At 67.7% G+C, this 17,304-nt stretch carries 17 protein-coding genes and 1 pseudogene; 10 read left to right on the top strand and 8 right to left on the bottom strand.

All coding sequences use genetic code 11. The features are described from left to right. Positions 1–37: 37 nt before the first annotated feature. The 5 genes from AB7F12_RS17875 to fdxA all read right to left on the bottom strand — a co-directional run bounded on the left by AB7F12_RS17875 (position 38) and on the right by fdxA (position 4,433). Entirely contained in the window at positions 38–1,033 is a 996-nt protein-coding gene (locus AB7F12_RS17875; protein ID WP_428502698.1) for a PDR/VanB family oxidoreductase, read from the bottom strand. Next, positions 1,030–2,223 carry a cytochrome P450 gene (locus AB7F12_RS17870; protein ID WP_428517049.1) on the bottom strand — a complete coding sequence of 398 codons (1,194 nt, stop codon included), beginning with the start codon at positions 2,221–2,223 and terminating at the stop codon, positions 1,030–1,032. The genes AB7F12_RS17875 and AB7F12_RS17870 overlap by 4 nt, the downstream gene beginning before the upstream one ends. Positions 2,224–2,395: 172 nt before the next feature. Continuing rightward, on the bottom strand, positions 2,396–2,713 hold the full coding sequence (locus AB7F12_RS17865; RefSeq protein WP_428517960.1) for an EthD family reductase: 318 nt from the start codon (positions 2,711–2,713) through the stop codon (positions 2,396–2,398). 11 nt (positions 2,714–2,724) lie between these two features. Then, positions 2,725–4,020, bottom strand: a complete 1,296-nt coding sequence (locus AB7F12_RS17860; RefSeq protein WP_428501921.1) for a cytochrome P450 — start codon at positions 4,018–4,020, stop codon at positions 2,725–2,727. A 98-nt stretch (positions 4,021–4,118) separates the two neighbouring features. Continuing rightward, on the bottom strand, positions 4,119–4,433 hold the full coding sequence (gene fdxA / locus AB7F12_RS17855) for a ferredoxin (RefSeq protein WP_428501922.1): 315 nt from the start codon (positions 4,431–4,433) through the stop codon (positions 4,119–4,121). Between the two features lie 264 nt (positions 4,434–4,697). On the opposite strand from fdxA, the gene AB7F12_RS17850 reads away from it, so the two are divergent. Further along, complete coding sequence (locus AB7F12_RS17850) at positions 4,698–5,756, top strand: NAD(P)/FAD-dependent oxidoreductase (RefSeq protein ID WP_428501923.1); 1,059 nt, start codon at positions 4,698–4,700, stop codon at positions 5,754–5,756. A gap of 9 nt (positions 5,757–5,765) precedes the next feature. Here the strand turns inward: AB7F12_RS17850 and AB7F12_RS17845 are convergent, their stop codons facing one another. Both AB7F12_RS17845 and AB7F12_RS17840 read right to left on the bottom strand, forming a co-directional pair. Beyond that, positions 5,766–6,794 (bottom strand): AraC family transcriptional regulator, encoded by a 1,029-nt coding sequence (locus AB7F12_RS17845; RefSeq protein ID WP_428501924.1) that lies wholly within the window; start codon positions 6,792–6,794, stop codon positions 5,766–5,768. 881 nt (positions 6,795–7,675) lie between these two features. Continuing rightward, positions 7,676–8,587 carry a LysR substrate-binding domain-containing protein gene (locus AB7F12_RS17840; protein ID WP_428501926.1) on the bottom strand — a complete coding sequence of 304 codons (912 nt, stop codon included), beginning with the start codon at positions 8,585–8,587 and terminating at the stop codon, positions 7,676–7,678. Positions 8,588–8,906: 319 nt separating this feature from the next. Between AB7F12_RS17840 and AB7F12_RS17835 the strand changes: the two genes are divergently transcribed. The 7 genes and pseudogenes from AB7F12_RS17835 to AB7F12_RS17805 all read left to right on the top strand — a co-directional run. Then, the gene (locus tag AB7F12_RS17835) at positions 8,907–9,539 is read left to right on the top strand and encodes an SDR family NAD(P)-dependent oxidoreductase (RefSeq protein ID WP_428501937.1); all 633 of its coding nucleotides are present in this window, start codon (positions 8,907–8,909) and stop codon (positions 9,537–9,539) included. A gap of 71 nt (positions 9,540–9,610) precedes the next feature. Continuing rightward, positions 9,611–10,234 carry an NADPH-dependent F420 reductase gene (locus AB7F12_RS17830; RefSeq protein ID WP_428501927.1) on the top strand — a complete coding sequence of 208 codons (624 nt, stop codon included), beginning with the start codon at positions 9,611–9,613 and terminating at the stop codon, positions 10,232–10,234. Between the two features lie 132 nt (positions 10,235–10,366). Beyond that, positions 10,367–11,269, top strand: coding sequence for a TIGR03619 family F420-dependent LLM class oxidoreductase (locus AB7F12_RS17825; protein ID WP_428501928.1), 903 nt, complete (start codon positions 10,367–10,369; stop codon positions 11,267–11,269). Between the two features lie 91 nt (positions 11,270–11,360). Beyond that, entirely contained in the window at positions 11,361–11,951 is a 591-nt protein-coding gene (locus AB7F12_RS17820; RefSeq protein ID WP_428501930.1) for an NADPH-dependent F420 reductase, read from the top strand. Between the two features lie 65 nt (positions 11,952–12,016). Beyond that, the gene (locus AB7F12_RS17815) at positions 12,017–12,808 is read left to right on the top strand and encodes an SDR family oxidoreductase (protein ID WP_428501931.1); all 792 of its coding nucleotides are present in this window, start codon (positions 12,017–12,019) and stop codon (positions 12,806–12,808) included. Beyond that, positions 12,808–13,347, top strand: a complete 540-nt coding sequence (locus tag AB7F12_RS17810; RefSeq protein WP_428501932.1) for a nuclear transport factor 2 family protein — start codon at positions 12,808–12,810, stop codon at positions 13,345–13,347. The genes AB7F12_RS17815 and AB7F12_RS17810 overlap by 1 nt, the downstream gene beginning before the upstream one ends. Positions 13,348–13,363: 16 nt before the next feature. Further along, positions 13,364–14,044 (top strand): annotated as a pseudogene (locus tag AB7F12_RS17805) (NADPH-dependent F420 reductase); the annotation flags it as partial. Positions 14,045–14,540: 496 nt separating this feature from the next. On the opposite strand, the gene AB7F12_RS17800 reads toward AB7F12_RS17805, so the two are convergent. After that, complete coding sequence (locus AB7F12_RS17800) at positions 14,541–15,113, bottom strand: helix-turn-helix domain-containing protein (protein WP_428501933.1); 573 nt, start codon at positions 15,111–15,113, stop codon at positions 14,541–14,543. Positions 15,114–15,161: 48 nt separating this feature from the next. On the opposite strand from AB7F12_RS17800, the gene AB7F12_RS17795 reads away from it, so the two are divergent. Continuing rightward, on the top strand, positions 15,162–16,019 hold the full coding sequence (locus tag AB7F12_RS17795) for a class I SAM-dependent methyltransferase (protein ID WP_428501934.1): 858 nt from the start codon (positions 15,162–15,164) through the stop codon (positions 16,017–16,019). Positions 16,020–16,092: 73 nt separating this feature from the next. Beyond that, positions 16,093–17,274, top strand: coding sequence for an MFS transporter (locus tag AB7F12_RS17790; protein ID WP_428501936.1), 1,182 nt, complete (start codon positions 16,093–16,095; stop codon positions 17,272–17,274). Positions 17,275–17,304 lie beyond the last annotated feature (30 nt).

The raw sequence follows: 17,304 nt of genomic DNA, 5'->3' as shown, positions 1-17,304 counted from the left end.
CCGGGCGGCACGGCGGGGCCGACGCTGCGTGCGGTGCTCATAGATTCAGCACCAGCCTCGCCGACCTCGCCCGGGAACAGCAGATCATCATGACCTCGCCCGAGGCCTGTTCGGCGGGGGACAGCACCGAGTCGCGGTGGTCGGGCTCGCCTTCCAGCACCACGGTCTCGCAGGTGCCGCAGATCCCCTCCTGGCAGGAGGAGACGACCGGCAGGCCGGCCTCCTCGGCTGCACTCAGAATGCTGCTGCACGCCGCGACCTGGAGCGTGACCCCCGAAGCGCGGAACTCGACCTCGATCGCGGTGTCGGCGGCCGGGACGTCGGGATCGGTCGCCTTCGCCGTGAACCGCTCGACCCGCAGGGCCTTCTCCGGCCAGGCCTCGCATGCAGCCTCGACCGCGGCGAGGAGTGGCTCGGGCCCGCAGCAGTAGACCAACGTGTCCTGCATCGGCACGCCGAGGGCCTCCCGAAGATCGAGCAGCCCGGACTCGTCTTCCGGGTGGATCGTCACCCGGTCGGGATGGTCGAGCGACAGCTCCTCGTGAAACGCCATCGAGGAGCGGGTCCGCCCGCCGTACAGCAGGTGCCAACACGCCCCGGCGTGTTCGGCCTCGGTGATCATGCCGAGGATCGGGGTGATGCCGATGCCGCCGGCGATGAAGAGATACCGTGGCGACGGCTCGAGCTCGAAATGGTTGCGAGGACCTCGCCCCGCCAACGCATCGCCCGGGCGCAGAGCGTGCACCCGCTCGGAACCCCCGCGGCCGGCCACCGTGCGGAGCACGGCGATCCGCCACCGGTCGCGGTCGTCCGGATCCCCGCACAGCGAGTACTGCCGCACAACATCCGGGTCGATACGGACGTCGAGATGCGCCCCCGGCGACCACGACGGCAATGCCTCTCCGTCGGCCCGGCGAAGCGTCACCGCAACCACGCCGTCGGCGATCGTGTCGACATGGTCGACGACCAGATCGAGATCCTGCTCGGGGCAGTCCGCCCTGCGAACGGAGTTCATCGGGAGGGTCTCGCTCATGAAACGGACACCTCCAGCCGGGTGAAGCCACGAAGGATGTTGTGCAGGGCCCGCTGCGACGAGGTGACCTCGAATCTGCGCACCTGCTTGGCCAGCGCAATGAGCAGTGCGGAGATCTCCAGACGGGCCAGGGTCATCCCGACACACTGGTGCGGCCCGGCGCCGAAGCCCATGTGGGTGCGGGCGTTGCGGCGCACGTCGAAGCGGTCGGGGTCCGGGAACTCTCGCTCGTCACGGTTCGCCGCCCCGTAGAACACGATCGCGCGCGAGCCCGCGGGCACGGTCACCCCGTCGAGGTCGTAGTCGGACACGGCGTATCGGGAGAAGTCCTGGATCGGTGCTTCGAGCCGGATGACCTCCTCGACCGCACCTGCCACCAGCGACGGATCCTGCCGCACCAGGTCCCACTGGTCGGGATGCCGTGCGAACAGCTCGACTGCGCTGGAGATGGCAAAGATCGTGGTGTCGAGGCTCGGGCCCATGTAGTCGATCATCATGACGGGCACGGCCTCGGGAGAGATCTCCCCGCGGTCCGCGGCGTCGTGGATCGCCTCGGCCCAGCTGCCCGGCTTGAGCTTGCCCCGCACCGCCTGGGTCGAGGCGTAGCTCACCATCTGCTGTAGCACCGGGAATGCCGATACGGTCCGCTCGTTCGCCGGGCCGAAGCAGTTGAACATCTCCGACGCCCACAACAGCATCTGCTCGCGGCCCTCCTCCGGGAGACCGATCAGGTTCGAGACCACCGTCAGCGGCAAGTGGTGGGCCAGCTCGGTCGCGGCGTCGAAGCTCCCCTTGGTCACGAGCCGCTCGACGAGCTGCTCAGCCTCGGCAGTGATCTGGTCGTGCAGCGCCCGCAGCGACAACGGTCGCAGCGGCCGGATCACCACGCGGCGCTGGGCATCGTGCTGCTCACCGTCGCTGCAAAGCGTATTGCCCCGCAACACCTTGTTCATCTCGTCGTTCATCATCACGCCGTACGCGGAGGAGAACGTCTGCCAGTCCTCGAGAACCCGACGCACCGACGAGTGGCGAGTCATGGCGAACATCTCGTACTTGCTCAGCCACACCGTCGGGCCGGCCTCACGCAACCGGCGGTAGCCCGGCCACGGGTCCAGCAGCGCCTCATCGGTGTAGGGGTCGAAATCGCTCTCCGGCACGCCGACCGGCCGGCTTCGGGTAGGGGCAGTCATCGGGACTCCATCGCATGAGGTCGGGTGAAGGTGGTCGGTGACAGTCCGGCCCAGGCCGCTGAGCCGGGCCGGGCCGGACGAACTCGACGACGGGCCCGCCGAACTCGATGACGGGACTGCGGATCAGGGCTGCCACAGCCCCGCCATCGACGGCCACGGCCGATCCGAGGGCTCAGACGACGTCGCGCTGCACGAACAGACTGACTCCGCCGGTGGCGAAGTTCTCCAGGTCGCCCGCGGCTGCGGCACCCTCCGGAGACGACAACCCCGCCGCCAAGGCGGCCCCGTCGGCGAACTCCAGCTCGGCGACCAGGTAGTAGGGCGCTTCCGTGGGGGTGCCGTCAGGGGCCGGGACGCCCTCGCAGGCACCCAGCCGCACACTCAGCAGGCCAGGGATCCTTTCCGCAATGGGTCGGTGCACATCGCGGTAGTGGGCATCGAAGGCGGCCGGATCCTCGGGTCGGCCGTAACAGACGGTCAGACGGTGCACGAGATCGCCTCTCAGGGACGGTCGGCCGGAACCGGGTTGGTGTCCGGGTCCCACTCGACGAGTACGTGCGCGGGGCCGCGGAAGGAGGTGTTTGGGCTGTACGCGAACTCCTGGCCCTCGACGAGCCGAATGTGCGGCAGGCGTCGGGTCAGCTCTTCGAGAATGATCCGCATCTCCAGGCGAGCGAGCGGCGCGCCGAGACACATGTGGGCGCCGAAGCCGAAGGCGAGGTGCTGGTAGGCGTTGTCGCGGTGGATGTCGAGCTTCTCGCCGTCCTCGAACTTCGCCTCGTCATGGTTGCCCGATCCCGTCACGAGCAGCACGTTTGCGCCCTCGGGGATGTCGACGCCGCCGATCGTGGTGGCCGCTGTGGCGCGCCGGCGCCACGCGATGACCGACGAGCTGTAGCGGAGGAGCTCCTCCACGGCGTTGGGGATGAGCGAGGGGTCGGCGCACAGCTGGTCCCATGCGTCCCGGTTCTCCAGCAACGCACGGAAGCCGTTGCCCGACGCCCCGGTCGTGGTCTCGTGGCCGGCGAACAGGAAGTTGAGCATCGTGTTGTAGAGGTAGGTCTCGTCGATCAGCTCCGGGTCCTCCTGGTGAACCCGGATGACGTCCGACATGAAGTCGTCGCCGGGCTTCTCCAGCAGTCGGGCGACGTGGGCCTTGCAGAAGTTCCAGTAGACGCCCACCTCGTCGACGAGCGCGTTCTGCTCGTCCTCGGTCGGGCGCCCCCATGTGAACAGGGTGCGGCGGGCGGCGAACTTCTTGACCAGCGGCGCTTCCTCGTCCGGAACGCCCAGGAACATGAAGATGACGAGGGCGGGAATCTCCCAGACGAAGTCGTCGATCAGATCGGCTGCGCCGCTGCCGACGAACTTGTCGAGGTACTCGGTGACGATTGCCCGGATGCGTGGCTCGAGCGCCTCGACACGCTGGGTCTCGAACTTCTCGCCGATGGCCCGCCGGCGCTTCATGTGGATCGGGCCGTCCTCGTTGACGAGGACCGGCCCCGGCACGTAGCCGACCTCGATGACCTTCTGGATCGACGACGGGAAGAGCGGGGTCAGCGGCTCGAGGGCGACCTCGGCGGAGAATGTGCGGGAGTCGCGGAAGACCTTGCGGACGTCGTCGAACCTGGTGACGACGTAGTAGTCGATCTCCGGGCTGTAGAAGACGGGCTCCTCGACCCTTGCGTCGGCGAGGAACGCGTAGGGGTCGGAGAGGTACGGGTCGGCGAAGGGGTTGAACGAGGCCGCTCGATGCGACACCGGGCAGGTGGCCGGTGATACGTCAGATGTGGTCATCAGATCTCCTTTGATCGCATGGTGGTGGGTCGCGGATCGACCTGGCGGGGGACGCGACAGGTCGACGGGTGCCCGAGCCGTTCGGGCGAGGGTCCCGATCAGGCGTCGCGGACCCAGGCGACCACGACATCGGGATCACGGATCGTGCCCACGGCGGACGCTCCGCCGCCGAGCGCCTGATCGTCGAACACCTCGCGTGCAGCGTCCCGAAAAGGTGCCCAGGCGTCGGGCATGCGCCGATCGGGCAGGATCGCCTCCACCGGGCAGGCCTCCTCGCAGGCGCCGCAGTCGATGCACTCCACGGGGTGGATGTAGAGCATCCGAGTGCCCTCGTAGATGCAGTCGACCGGGCACTCCTCCATGCAGGAGCGATCCATCACGTCGATGCACGGCTCCCCGATGACAAAAGCCACGGCTGGACCTCCTCGTCGGGCGTGGGTGCCGCATTGGGGCGGCAGTCTCGTGGAAGCAACAACGGTAGATCGGTAGTAGGCCGGGGCTCGATCCATTCAGCGCGAGACCCTGTCCGGCCGGCGCGGGCGGGGCCAGGAAAGGCGCCGTCCATCGGCCTCGCGTGGGCTGGACAATACTTCGCGTTCCACGGATCGCCCGCGTACCCGCCGGATTCCTAGCGTGAGGAAAGAATCCGACCAACCCCTCATCGTCTGGAGATCCGAGTGGACGGGAACAGCAATGGCGCTGATGCACACAACGCCTTCCTGGATTGTGATCTGTTGATTGTCGGAGCGGGCCCGGTCGGCCTCTTCGCCGCGTACTACGCCGGCTTCCGAGGGCTGAAGGTTGCAGTCGTCGACGCCCTCGCGGAACCCGGCGGTCAGATCAGTGCGATGTACCCGGAGAAGCTCATCTTCGACATTGCAGGATTCCCGTCGGTGAAGGGGCGCGACCTCGTAGACGGCCTGCTCGAGCAGGCCACACGCTTCGACACTCGTTTCCTGCTCGGTGATCGGGCCCAGCTGCTCCGCCCTGTTGCGCTCCCAGGCGGGCGCTCGGAGTTCGAGGTCGTCACCGCCAACGGCGCATCGGTGCGTTGCGGGGCAGTCGTGGTGACGGCCGGGATCGGGGCGTTCGCTCCACGCAAGCTCGGCGCAGGCGACGAGTTCGAGGGGCGGGGTCTGGCGTACTTCGTGCCAGACCCTTCCGAGTATGCGAACCAGGACGTCGTGGTGGTCGGTGGGGGTGACAGCGCTGTGGACTGGGCGCTGACCCTGCACCCGATCGCCCGGTCCGTCACTCTCGTGCACCGGCGCCGGACCTTCCGAGCCCACGAGGCGAGTCTGGTCGACCTGCGCGCGACGTCGGTCGAGATCATCACGGACGCCCAGGTCGCAGGAGTGTTCGGCGGGCCCGACGTCGAGCGCGTAGCGCTGACGGGCCCGGGGGTCGAGGACGGCAGAGAGCTGCCCTGCCGGCGTCTGGTCGCAGCGCTCGGGTTCGTGGCAGACCTCGGGCCACTTCGTTCGTGGGGTCTGGAAATCGCCCACCACCGTCACCTCGTGGTGGACTCTGCGATGCAGACCTCGGTCCCGGGAATCTTTGCCGCCGGCGACATCACCGAGTATCCCGGTAAAGTCCGGCTGATCGCCGTCGGATTCGGCGAGGCAGCTACGGCGGTCAACAACGCCGCAGTCTTCCTCAACCCCGAGGTGGAGCTGTTCCCGGGTCACTCCACGGACGCCGGACCCGCCGCCCCTGCCCAGTCAGAAATGGTCTGACCCATTTGTTCAACCACGATGGAGGGTCCGAGAGGGCGGCTCACCGAATTCGGCCTCATGAATTGCGGCGAACCGGCCCAGATGGTTGAAGCCCCAGCTGTGCGCGATCGCAGCGACAGTGGTGTCGTACGGATTGGCAGCAAGCAGTGCCTCGTGGGCGCGGTGGAGCCGGATGGACCGAAGGTACTGCATCGGGGACTGACCGACATACCGCGCGAACCCCTCCTGCAACGTGCGAACGCTCACGCAGATGTGTCCCGCGACGTCTGCGATGCCGATCGGTTCCCCAGCGTTTTCATTCAGATAGCTCAGCGCGAGGTCGATCGTCCGGGGTCGAAGTGCCGGGGACGATTCGACAGCGCCCTGCGCACGGTGCTCAAGACCGGCCGCAGTGATCAGACCGCTCAGCAGGCCGTTGGCGAGGGAGCCGGCAACGAGAGGCTGGTGAACGATGCTGTCAGGTCGGTGCAGCTGCTCGTTGAGCATGAGGGCGAACTCCACCCAACTGCGGCCGGCACCGCCCCCGACATCGAGCACCGGATCGACGGAGACCGGGCCCACGACGTCACGCCCGACATGCCGGCCGAGGGTGGTCTCGAGCGCGGCACGGTCGATCTTCACGCAGAGCTGTCGGCTCCCCGCTTCCCACCTGGTCAGGACCGTCTCACCCGCCGGACCGTAGAGAGCGGCGTGTCCGGGCGCCGTCACCGAATCCTCACCGCCATGTCGCGACGCGAGCCGTCCGTGCAACGGGACGTTGACGTGATAGCTGTCGCCCAACTCGCCACAGTCGATCCGCACATCCGCGTCATACCTGAGCTCGCCGAGGAACACCGAGCCGATACGCGCCGCTTGCACGGACATCGTGAACGCCGAAGCGCGATCCAGAACGGTCAGTTCCTGCGGATAGTAGAGCTTGCTGCCGACCAGGCGGGCCTCGTCGATATCGACAAGGTGGTGCCGGGTCAGCGAGCGGGGCTTGTCGCCGCCGCTCGTCGCCTCAGCATGGGTGAGCCGGGCCGCCGTGTGGTCGGTCACCGCGCCTCCTTGCGCTCTTCGCCGACCGGGGGTCACCCGCGAACCCGGCAGCATACCTCCCGATCGTGTAACCGTGATGGCCGATCCTGGCAGGGTGTCGAACGCCGAAGAAGCGATCGACCCGCAGCTTGCGCTGGGTGGATACGAGTCTGCGCTGCGTGGACAACGCCCGGGGACAATGAGCCGTCCGGCTGAGGTGCGATCCTGGTAGCCCAGGAGGTTCGGACGGTAGCTCTGCATACCGTGGGGTGGGTGGGCGCGGCGATGTCGAGCCCTCCACCACCGGAGAAGCCCCACGGGCGGAGAGGTGTCCGTGCAGATGGTTCTGGCGACGAACTCGGCGAGCCGTTCGAAGGTATCGGGGACTGACCGCTCCCAACGTCGCTCGCTGGCTCGCCGCCCAGGACCGGCTCGCCCGCCCGGCGCGACGAGCGACGACGAACGGTGGCGGCTCAGGGCCGGGGGACATGGTCGTCGTCGACGAGTCCGCGATTACCGGTGCAGCACGCTAGGTGGGGGCACGCGCCGGTGCTCTAACCCACGGTCACGGTCCCGCAGCAGCGTCGGCGCAAGGACTCCGACACCGGGCCGGTTCCGAAACCTCCCGCGGTTGCAGAAGGACGTCAACGAGGCGTACGGCCGTCGCCGCGGGCCGGGTGAGCGGGTCAACGCCGAGCTGAAGAACTGGCGGTCCTGCGCAAGACCCGCTCTAGTCCGAACACCGCGGACAAACTCGTCTCCGCAGTTCAGCCCCTCATGATCGCCAGCGCATGATCAGTTGGCAAGGGCTCTATGTGACTCTCCGTACGGCGATCGCAATAGCCCGCAGGCCTCCAGAGCAAGCAACCGGTCATGTGAGGAACCCAGGTCAGCCGAGCTACTCAACCGAGCTTTGAAGCGGCGTCGGTCACGATCTGCCACATCTCATAGTTCCCGCATTCTGCCGTGATCTCAGCCGTCGCCTGAGCCGCGGCGAAGAAGTCGTCGGCCATTGGCGAGGTGCGTGACGCCGCCATCGCGACGAATATCTGGTCGGGGGCCAAGTCCGAGACGGGCACGTAGCTGATGTCCGGCCGTGAGTAGAACACGGTCTCCGAACGCCCCACGAACGAGATACCCCGGCCGGCCGCGACGTGCTCCAGCTTCTCCTCCACCCCGCGCACCCGGAGCCCGGAGTCGGGGTGTGGGCGTCTGGTGGGCTGCGTGCTCGCGCCGGCGTGCCAGATCAGCGGCTCACCGGCCAGGTCTGCCTCGGTGACCTCCTCCTTGCGGGCCAGCCGGTGGTCCGCAGGCAGTGCCACCATGAGGGGCTCGGTGTAGAGGGGGGTCAGGCGCAGGCCGGTCTCTGCGATGGGCAGCCTTATGTAGCCGACGTCGACGCGGCCGTCGAGCAGCATCGGGACCTGGTCGTCCCATTCCATGCGCTGCACGTCCACGACCACGTCCGGATGCCGTACCCCGAACTCCCGCGCGGCGGGAATGACCGGGATCCCGGCCCGAAAACCGACCACCAGTCGCTGGCCGCCACGGCCAGCTGCGGACACCCGGCGCCTGACCGCCTGCGCGGAGGCGAGCAGCGGACCGGCGTCGTCCAGGAGTTGTTGGCCTGCATCGGTCAGCGTGACGCCGTGGCTGTCTCTGGTGAACAAGGAAGCGCTGAGATCCTGTTCCAGCGCGCGGATCTGCCGACTGAGCGCTGGCTGCGCGATGTGCAGCTCGTCGGCGGCGCGGCCGAAGTGCAGCCTCTTGGCGACGGCGACGAAGTAGCGCACCTTACGCAGGTCCACATCCATGGAGCCTCCCGGTCCGGCAATGCCTCGAGGGTATCACCACGGTTGAAAATGGTCTTGGACACCCCGTTCCGGCCAATGGCATCGTTCATGGCAGCCGAGGAGATCGGTACGAGAGTTCGGGATCGGCATTTGATCGCATGCCCAAATCGGGATGAGTACATCATAATCGAGCCTCCTCCGTTACCGTTTCGGAAATCGTCAATTCAAAGGAGAGACCGTGGGAAAGCTCGATGGCAAGGTCGCGGTAGTCACCGGTGGATCCACCGGCCTGGCGCTGGCCGGGGCCAAGCTGTTCGTCGAAGAAGGAGCATAGGTCTTCATCCAGGCCCGGCGGCAGGAAGCGCTGGACGACGCCGTCAGGCTGATCGGCCGCAACGTGACCGCCGTCCAGGGTGACGCGTCCGACCTCGACGACCTCGAGCGCTTGTACAACACCGTCAAGCGGGAAAAGGGCTCGTTCGACGTGCTGTGGGCCAGTGCCGGGATCGGCGAACCTGGTGTCCTCGGCGAGATCACAGAGGAACAGTTCGAACGCACCTTCTCGCTCAACGCACGCGGAACCCTGTTCACCGTGCAGAAGGGCCTGCCGCTGATCAACGACCACGGCTCGATCCTCATGACCGGGTCCAACGCCTCCCTCGGGGCCTTCCCCGGCTGGAGCCTTTACGCGGGAAGCAAAGCCGTCCAGCAGGCCTGGGCCCGCGTCTGGCTCAACGAGCTGCGCGACCGCAAGATCCGGGTGAACGTCCTGACCCCCGGCCAGGTCGGCACCGCCAAGCAGGAAGAGCTGTTCGACGAGGCGACGAGAACCGCATTCGAGTCCCTCATTCCCCGCGGAACGATGGGGCGTCCCGAAGAGATAGCCAGCATCGCCCTGTTCCTCGCCTCCGACGACTCCAGCTACGTCAACGGTCTGGAACTGGTCGCCGACGGCGGCACCACCGCTATCTGAACCACGCCCGAACAAGTCAGAGCGTCGCCTCGCGAACAGGCGGCTCGAACGCGAAAGAGAGGCACACCCTCATGAGCAGCGTCACCTTCATCGGTGCGGGGAACATGGCCCGCACGATCGGCACGCTCGCTGTAGCGGGCGGCAACACCGTCGAGATCATGGCACGCGATCAGTCCAAGGCCGATGACCTGGCTGAGGCTCTGGGCGGCGGCACGACGACGGGCAAGTGGGGCGCCGTCCCAGCCGGGGACATCGTCATCACGGCCCTGTTGTACACCGGTGTCGTTTCGACCATCGCCCACTACGGAGACGCCCTCGCGGGCAAGACCATCGTCGACATCAGCAACCCCTTCAACGCCTCGTCCGACGGCCTGGCCCACAGCGAGGCAACCTCGATCGCGCAGGAGGTCGCCAAGGTGGCCCCGGCCGGCGCCAGCGTGTTCAAGGCCTTCAACACGATCCTCCGTGGCGTTCTGGAGAACGGTCGGCCCGACGTCTTCTTCGCCGGTGACGACCCGCGGGCCAAGGCGGACGTGGCGGCATTCATCAAGAGCCTCGGCCTACGCCCGCTGGACGTCGGCGGCCTGAAGATGGCGCACTGGCTCGAAGGAGCGGGACTGCTCACGGTAGGCCTCGCCGGTAACGGGATCGGCCACGGGAACTTCGCCCTGGGCGTCGACGAGTTCACGGGCTGACCCAACTGGCCCCTGGGACTCACCAACCAGTCGGCGAGCATGGAGCCGTGTCTCGAGCTGTTGATGGATCACCGGATTCCGTTGTCAGACATCAACAGTGGCGAAGGAATTCGCCCGAGGAGGCTCAACACAATGCAGATCGGTTTCGTGATTCCTGTTGTCGGGCCCGCCGTTAGCGACGCCCCCGCCCTGCGCGCTTTCGTCCGCGGACTCGAGGACCTTGGCTACGACACCCTGTGGATCGGTGATCGCCTGGTCACGCCGGTTGATCTGGACAGCGGCTACCTGGACCGAGGGCCGCAGATGACCCGCTCCCTCGATCCGATGCTGCTGCTGACCGTCGCTGCGGCAGCGACCAGCCGGGTGCGCCTGAACACCAGCACGCTCAGCACGTTCTACTACGAGCCGCCGCACCTGGCCCGGCAACTGACCACGCTCGACGTGCTCAGCGGCGGACGCCTTGGCGTCGGAGTCGGGGTGGGGTGGATGAAGCAGGAATACGACGTGGCCCGCCATGCGGACTGGAGCCGGCGCGGCAGGATGCTCGATGACATGCAGGCGTTCCTGCAGGCGTGGTGGACGACCAGTCCCGTGTCCTGGAACAGCGAGTTCTTCACCATGGAGCCGGTCCACGCAGGCCTCCGTCCGGTCCAAGTGGGCGGGCCGCCCATCTGGATCGGTGGTGCCAGCGAGGCCGCGATGCGCCGGGTCGGCCGCAGCGGGGTGGGCTGGCTCGGGGTCGAAGGGCCGGCACCCGCTGCGTCGACCAGTAGTCAGGACGAGGGCGCCGGCCGCCTGTGGTCAATCGCGCGTCGAGCGGCGGAGGACGCCGGTCGCGATCCGGACGCACTCAAGACGGCCATGCGGATCAACCTCGCTCCAGGCACGTCAGTCGACTCGGTCGCGGACCAGCTGAAGCGGTACGCCGAGTCCGGTGTTGACGAGGCGTACTTCGATGCCTTCGCCATGTTCACCAGCCTTGACCAGCTGCTCGACTTCGCCGGCGAGGTAATCGCGCGTATCGGCCGGTTGTGATCACCTAAAAGCGGACGGGCAAGCCGTTCAATTCGGACCAATAGAAAAGAGTACTCATCATGAGCAAAATCAGTTTCATTGGCCTGGGGGAATGGCCCACGCCGTCGCCTCACGCGCGGTATCGAGCGGCCACTCCGTCCAACTCATCGGCCGCGACCCGACCAAGGCCAAAGGCCTTGCCGCCGAGCTCGGCGTCGGGGCCACGGTGGGGGTCTTCGGCGCCGTCCCTGTGGGAGACATCGTCGTCCTCGCCGTGCCATACGCCAGCGCCGTGCCGGTCGTCGCCCAGTACGGGCATGCTTTGGCCGGCAAGGTCATCGTCGATATCTCCAACACCTTCAACGCCGACGCCACCGGGCTTCTCACTCCTGAGGGCACGTCCGGTGCGCAGGAGATCGTCAAAGCGGCCCCGGCGAGCGCGCACGTCGTGAAGGCCTTCAACACCGTCTTCGGCCACGTCCTGGTTCAGGAGCGTCCGTTGGACGTGTTTTTCGCCGGAGACGACGCACGGGCCAAGGCGAGCGTATCGGTGTTCATCGAAAGCCTCGGCCTGCGTCCCCTCGATGTCGGCGGCCTGGAGATGGCCCGCTGGCTGGAAGGGGTCGGGCCGCTGCTGATGGGCCTGGCCCGGAACGGCGCGGGGACCTTCGACGTCGCTCTCGGTGTCGACTTCCCCCGCTGAGCCCACCCCGGCTGAGCCCACCCGCACCACCACCGCATCCCCGGATCACTCACAAGGAGTAGACCGTGCGCGTCTTCGTCACTGGCGGGACTGGCCATTCCGGTTCGTACATCATCCCGGAGCTCATCACCGCCGGGCACGAGGTCACCGGCCTGGCCCGGTCGGACACCGCAGCGGCGGCGCTGTCCGCGCTCGGCGCAAAGGTACGCCGCGGCGACCTCCAGGACCTCGAGGGGCTCAAGGAGGCTGCTGCGGGCTCCGACGGCGTCATCCACGTCGCGCACCGGCAGGACCTGCTCCCGTCCGGCGGGGTGGCCGCCGTGGCCGCCGCGGAGCTCCCGATCATGCTCGCCTACGGCGAGGCTCTCGCGGGGACCGGAAAGCCGCTGGTCGCGGCAGGGAGCATCGGCTCGCCCGGCAGCGGGAGGGACCTGGGCCGGCCGGGCACCGAGGACGACCCGGCCCTTCCCGTCGGCGACGAGCACAAGAGCACCCTGCGTGCCCGCAACGTCGTGGAGGCCGCCGTCATCGGGCTTGCTGAGCAGAACGTACGGTCCTCGGTCGTGCGGATCGCCAACATCGCGCACAGCACGACCGACCAGGCGGGCTTCCTCCCCACCCTCATCGCGCTCGCGAAGGAGAGGGGCTTCGCCGGCTACCCCGGAGACGGCGAGAACCGGTGGAACGCCGTGCACGCCCGTGACGCCGCCTCCTTGTTCCGCCTGGCGCTGGAGAAGGGCCCGGCCGGCCGCTACTGGCACGCGGTCGAGGACGGAGGCATCCCGTTCCGCGAGATTGCCGAGGCCATCGGCAGCCGTCTGGGCGTGCCCGCCGCGAGCGTCCCCTGGATGAGCTGATGCTCCCGGAATACTTCGGGTTCCTCACGGGCGTCGCCACGCAGAGCTACCCGACATCCAGCCTCATCACCCGCCGCACCCTTGGTTGGGAACCCGCTCAGCCTCGCCTCCTCGCCGATCTGGACAACGGCCACTACTTCCCCGACGTCTCCTCGACAGCCCACGGCGACGACGTAGCCACGCTGGAGAAGTTCGTCGGAGGCAGCGAGGCAGGCCTCGCGATGGTGGACGAGAGCGCCGTCTGGTCGGAGGCGGAGAGCCTGCCCTGGGGCGGGGAATGGCGAGGGCCGGACGGGTTCGCCCGGCTGACCCAGGAGATCGACCTGCTGGCGGAGCTCACGGTGCGCGAGCACGAAATCGTTCGCGCAGGCGACGTGCTGGAGCTGCGGCTCGACGCTGTGTTCACCTCCCGCAGGAGCGGGCGTCGACTGCCGATGAAGGTCGTGGAGCACTATCGGGTCCACGACGGAAGGATCTACGGCGCCGACGCCTTCTACAAGGACACGCACGCTGTCAACGACCTGGTGAAGAACGGTTGACCCGCGTGACCACCAACGGACGAGACTCCGCATGACGACCGTGGGATTCATCGGAAGCGGATCCATCGGCAGCACCATCGCGCGGCTCGCCGTCGCGGCCGGCCACCAGGTCGTGCTCGGCAACTCACGCGGTCCCGAGACGCTCGCGGACACGGTCGCGGAACTGGGGCCGCGGGCCTCCGCGGCGACGCGCCAGGAAGCCGCGGCGGTCGGTGACATCGTCGTGGTCACGGTGCCGGTCACGGCTTTCCCGGACGTCCCCGCCGCGCCGCTGGTGGGGAAGACGGTCATCGACACCTGCAACTACGGCCCCGATCGTGACGGGCACATCCCCGAGCTCGACGGCGCGTCGCTCACCTCGAGCGAGCTGCTGCTGCGGTACATCCCGGACACCGCGCTCGTGAAGGCGCTGAACACGATCTATTTCAAGCACCTGCTCTCACTCGCCCGCCCGGCGGGGGCGGCCGACCGCTCGTACCTGCCGATCGCCGGCGACGCCGCGCACGCGAAGGCAGCGGTGACCGAGTCCATCGCCTCCATCGCATATGGCGTGGACGCGGGACCGCTGGCCGGCAGCTGGCGGCAAGCGACGGGCACGCCCGTGTGGGGAACCCCGTACGGACCGACCTCCAACGAGAAGGGCCGGCCAGCCGACGCGGACGCCATCCGCGCGGCACTGGCCACCGCAACGCGATAACCGCAGGCTGGGGCCGGTCGCAGTATGACCCTGTCCGTGTGGTGGCCCCCGTCCGGAAGGCATCGGGCAGCGGCAGAGCGGCGCTGGTTACGTGCGCGAGCATGACCAGGAGAGGCACATGACCCACCACCAGCCGCTGATCGCGGTGACCCGGCCGACCTCGAAGATGTGCGCGCGCGGCTTCGCACTGCCCGATGGCCCGCACCGTGACGGTCGACGGCTGGCAGGCCGGCACCGAAACCATCGAGGCGCGCCGCCTCGCTCACTACTGGGCGACGGGCTGCGACTGGCGCGCACGAGGCGTGGATCAATTCCCTGCCGCATCACACCGCCGACGTCGCGGTATACAGGTCCACTACCTCCGGTCGACGGCGAGTGCGAGCCCGGGCCACAGTTCTGAATCCGCGTGGCGCTGGTCGAAGGACGGGCATTCTGACCGGGACACCGCTCGGCCCCACAGGCTGTATCGACCACGAACGTTGTCGACACTTGGCCTTCAGGTGCCGAAATGGCTGCGTTCGCCGTTACGGTCGAGGATCATCAGGATCTCGGCGGGGCCCCGGTCGCTGCGCAGGGTGTGCGGGGTCATGGTGGTGAAGGCCGCGGCTTGTCCTGCCTCGACGCGGATGACACGTTCGCCGAGGTAGAGAACGATCGTGCCGGACAGGACAGTGAACCAGTCGCGACCGGGGTGAACGCCGAAGTCCTCGGGGCCGACGTCGCCGGCCTGCTCGGTGATGCGCATTTTTCCGACAGTCAGGCCCTGGGGTCCGTCGTCCTTGCTGAGCAGCCAGGTGGTCAGGCCACGGCGCTCGTCGCGCTCGGGCCGGATGACGACGTCGGAGTCGTCGGGTGACTCCACGAGCTCATCGAGAGTTTTGTCCAGTGCAGCAGCGATGGCGGTGAGCTGGTCCAGGCTGAGGCGGCGATGGCCGGTCTCGATGCGGCTGAGCTGGGAGGGGCTGATCCCCGCGCGTTCGGCGAGGTTGTCCAGCGACCAGCCGCGCGCCTTGCGCAGGGACCGGATACGCATCCTGACGGTGGTGTCCAATGTCGATTCTTGCTCCACCGGCAAGAGCCTATGCCACGCAAGCGGAGAGCCTCGTACCGTCGCGACATGAACGCCCACCGAGACATCAATGGGCATATCGGGCACGAGCGGGCTGGAGAAGCAGAGAAGGCGATGGCCCGGTTACTGGAGTTGGATGCCGAGGTTCTCGCTCCCTACCTGGCGGAACTGACCGGGCTGCTCGCTCAGCTAGTCGGCCCTGATGCGGCCCGGATCCTGGATCTCGGCAGCGGCCCGGGGACCGGCAGCCTGGCCCTTGCCCGACAGTTCCCCGCCGCGCAGGTGACAGCGGTGGACATCTGTGCGCAATTGTTGCACCGCTTGCGCAAGCAGGCCGCTGCGCACGGTATCGCCGACCGCATCAGCACGGTCGAGGCAAATGTCGACGGGCCGTGGACGAAGATCACCGAGAAGGGAACCATCGACCTGATCTGGGCCGCGGCCTTCATGCACCACGTGAGTGACCCGGCCTGCACCTTCGCCCAGGCTTTCGAGCACCTTCGGCCGGGCGGGCTCATCGCCGTCACCGAGATGGACTTCTTCCCCCGCTTCCTGCCTGAGGACACCGGTCCGGGCCAGCCCGGCCTGGAGGCCCGCCTGCACCAGGCCACCAATACCCGGCCACCGCACGAATGGACCGGCGCTCTGGAGGATGCTGGGTTTGCCGTCGAGGAGCGGCGCCGCTTCGAAATCCGCCTCGACGGCGCCCAAGCAGGTCCGGCTCTGAACGCCTACGCCCACCTCTGCCTGGCCAAGCTGCGCTCCCACGCCACCGACGTCCTAGAGGCGGACGATCTGGCAGCGCTGGACGCGCTGCTGGATGAGACGCAGCCGCAGAGCATCGCGGTCCGGGGCGACTTGAGCGTGCGTACCACCCGTACCACCTGGCTCGCCCGCCGCCCCTGACACGCGCCGGCGCTTTCGCCTGGCGGCCCGTTTCTCCTGCTGGTCGACTTTTCATTTTCATCTGGAGTTCTTCATGAGTTCCGCAACGTCTGCGGCCCTCGCACCTGGCAGCGTCGCCGCGCCGCACCGGCTCCGTATCCTGGCCCTTCTGGGCCTGGCCCAGTTGGTGGTAGTCCTGGACACCACGATCGTGAACATCGCACTGCCCTCGGCCCAGGCCGATCTCGGCTTCTCCGACGGTTCCCGGCAGTGGATCATTACCGCCTACGCGCTCGCCTTCGCCGCGCTGCTGCTGTTGGGAGGGCGGCTAGCCGACCTGTTCGGTCGCAAGCCCGCCTTCCTCGTCGGCGCGGGCGGCTTCGCCCTCGCTTCCGCGCTGGGCGGTATCGCTCCATCTTTCGAGCTCCTCGTCACGGCCCGCGCCTTGCAGGGAGTCTTCGCCGCCCTGCTCGCCCCGGCCGTCCTCTCCCTGCTGAACACCACGTTCACCGGGCCGAAGGAACGCGCCAAGGCGTTCGGGATCTTCGGCGCGATCGGCGCGTCGGGCACGGTGCTCGGTCTGCTGGTCGGCGGAACGCTGACGCAGTTCCTGGACTGGCGCTGGACCATGCTCATCAACGTTGCCTTCGCCGCCGTCGTCACCCTGGCCGGTACGCGTCTGCTGGCCCATACTCGCGACAAGGCCGGGGCCCGTTTGGACCTGCCCGGCACAGTCGCCATCTCGGCCGGACTCTTCGCTGTGGTCTACGGCTTCTCCAACGCCGAGTCCCACACCTGGTCATCACCCATGACGTGGGGCTTCCTCGCCGCCGGCGTCGTACTGATCGCTGTGTTCGCGCTGTGGCAGAGCCGTGTACGGGACCCTTTGCTGCCGCTGAGCGTGCTGCGTGACCGTGACCGGGCCGCCTCATTCGCCGCGCTGCTGGTCACCGGCGCCGGACTCTTCTGTGTCCTACTGTTCCTGACCTATTACCTGCAGATCAACCGCGGCTTCAGCCCGGTCAGAACCGGTCTCGCCTTTCTGCCGATGATCCTGGCGATGATGGTCGTCGCCCAGATGCCGACCAGCAAGCTCCTACCCGCGCTCGGCGCGAAGAAGGTGCTTCCGGCCGGCTTCGCCATTTCGGGTGCCGGCCTGCTGTGGCTGTCCGCCATCACTGAGCCTTTGCCAACCTGCTGGATGAGCAGGTCAGCGGGCTGCGGCGTGTCGTGGCCTCGAATGGGTGAAGCTCCTGGTAGACGGGCGATTGACTAGATCAACACGTCCTACCAGGAGCTTCAAGGT

The organism is Pseudonocardia sp. (assembly GCF_050250275.1).
Taxonomy (GTDB): Bacteria; Actinomycetota; Actinomycetes; order Mycobacteriales; family Pseudonocardiaceae; genus Pseudonocardia.
Note: the sequence above shows the minus strand (reverse complement) of the source record. Positions and strands in the feature narration are given on the sequence as shown.

What these genes read in the sequence shown, in the direction of transcription:
- AB7F12_RS17875 (WP_428502698.1), bottom strand. Translation starts at nt 1,033, where the DNA reads ATGAGCGAGACCCTCCCGATGAACTCCGTTCGCAGGGCGGACTGCCCC.
- AB7F12_RS17870 (WP_428517049.1), bottom strand. Translation starts at nt 2,223, where the DNA reads ATGACTGCCCCTACCCGAAGCCGGCCGGTCGGCGTGCCGGAGAGCGAT.
- AB7F12_RS17860 (WP_428501921.1), bottom strand. Translation starts at nt 4,020, where the DNA reads ATGACCACATCTGACGTATCACCGGCCACCTGCCCGGTGTCGCATCGA.
- AB7F12_RS17840 (WP_428501926.1), bottom strand. Translation starts at nt 8,587, where the DNA reads ATGGATGTGGACCTGCGTAAGGTGCGCTACTTCGTCGCCGTCGCCAAG.
- AB7F12_RS17830 (WP_428501927.1), top strand. Translation starts at nt 9,611, where the DNA reads ATGAGCAGCGTCACCTTCATCGGTGCGGGGAACATGGCCCGCACGATC.
- AB7F12_RS17825 (WP_428501928.1), top strand. Translation starts at nt 10,367, where the DNA reads ATGCAGATCGGTTTCGTGATTCCTGTTGTCGGGCCCGCCGTTAGCGAC.
- AB7F12_RS17820 (WP_428501930.1), top strand. Translation starts at nt 11,361, where the DNA reads ATGGCCCACGCCGTCGCCTCACGCGCGGTATCGAGCGGCCACTCCGTC.
- AB7F12_RS17810 (WP_428501932.1), top strand. Translation starts at nt 12,808, where the DNA reads ATGCTCCCGGAATACTTCGGGTTCCTCACGGGCGTCGCCACGCAGAGC.
- AB7F12_RS17795 (WP_428501934.1), top strand. Translation starts at nt 15,162, where the DNA reads ATGAACGCCCACCGAGACATCAATGGGCATATCGGGCACGAGCGGGCT.
- AB7F12_RS17790 (WP_428501936.1), top strand. Translation starts at nt 16,093, where the DNA reads ATGAGTTCCGCAACGTCTGCGGCCCTCGCACCTGGCAGCGTCGCCGCG.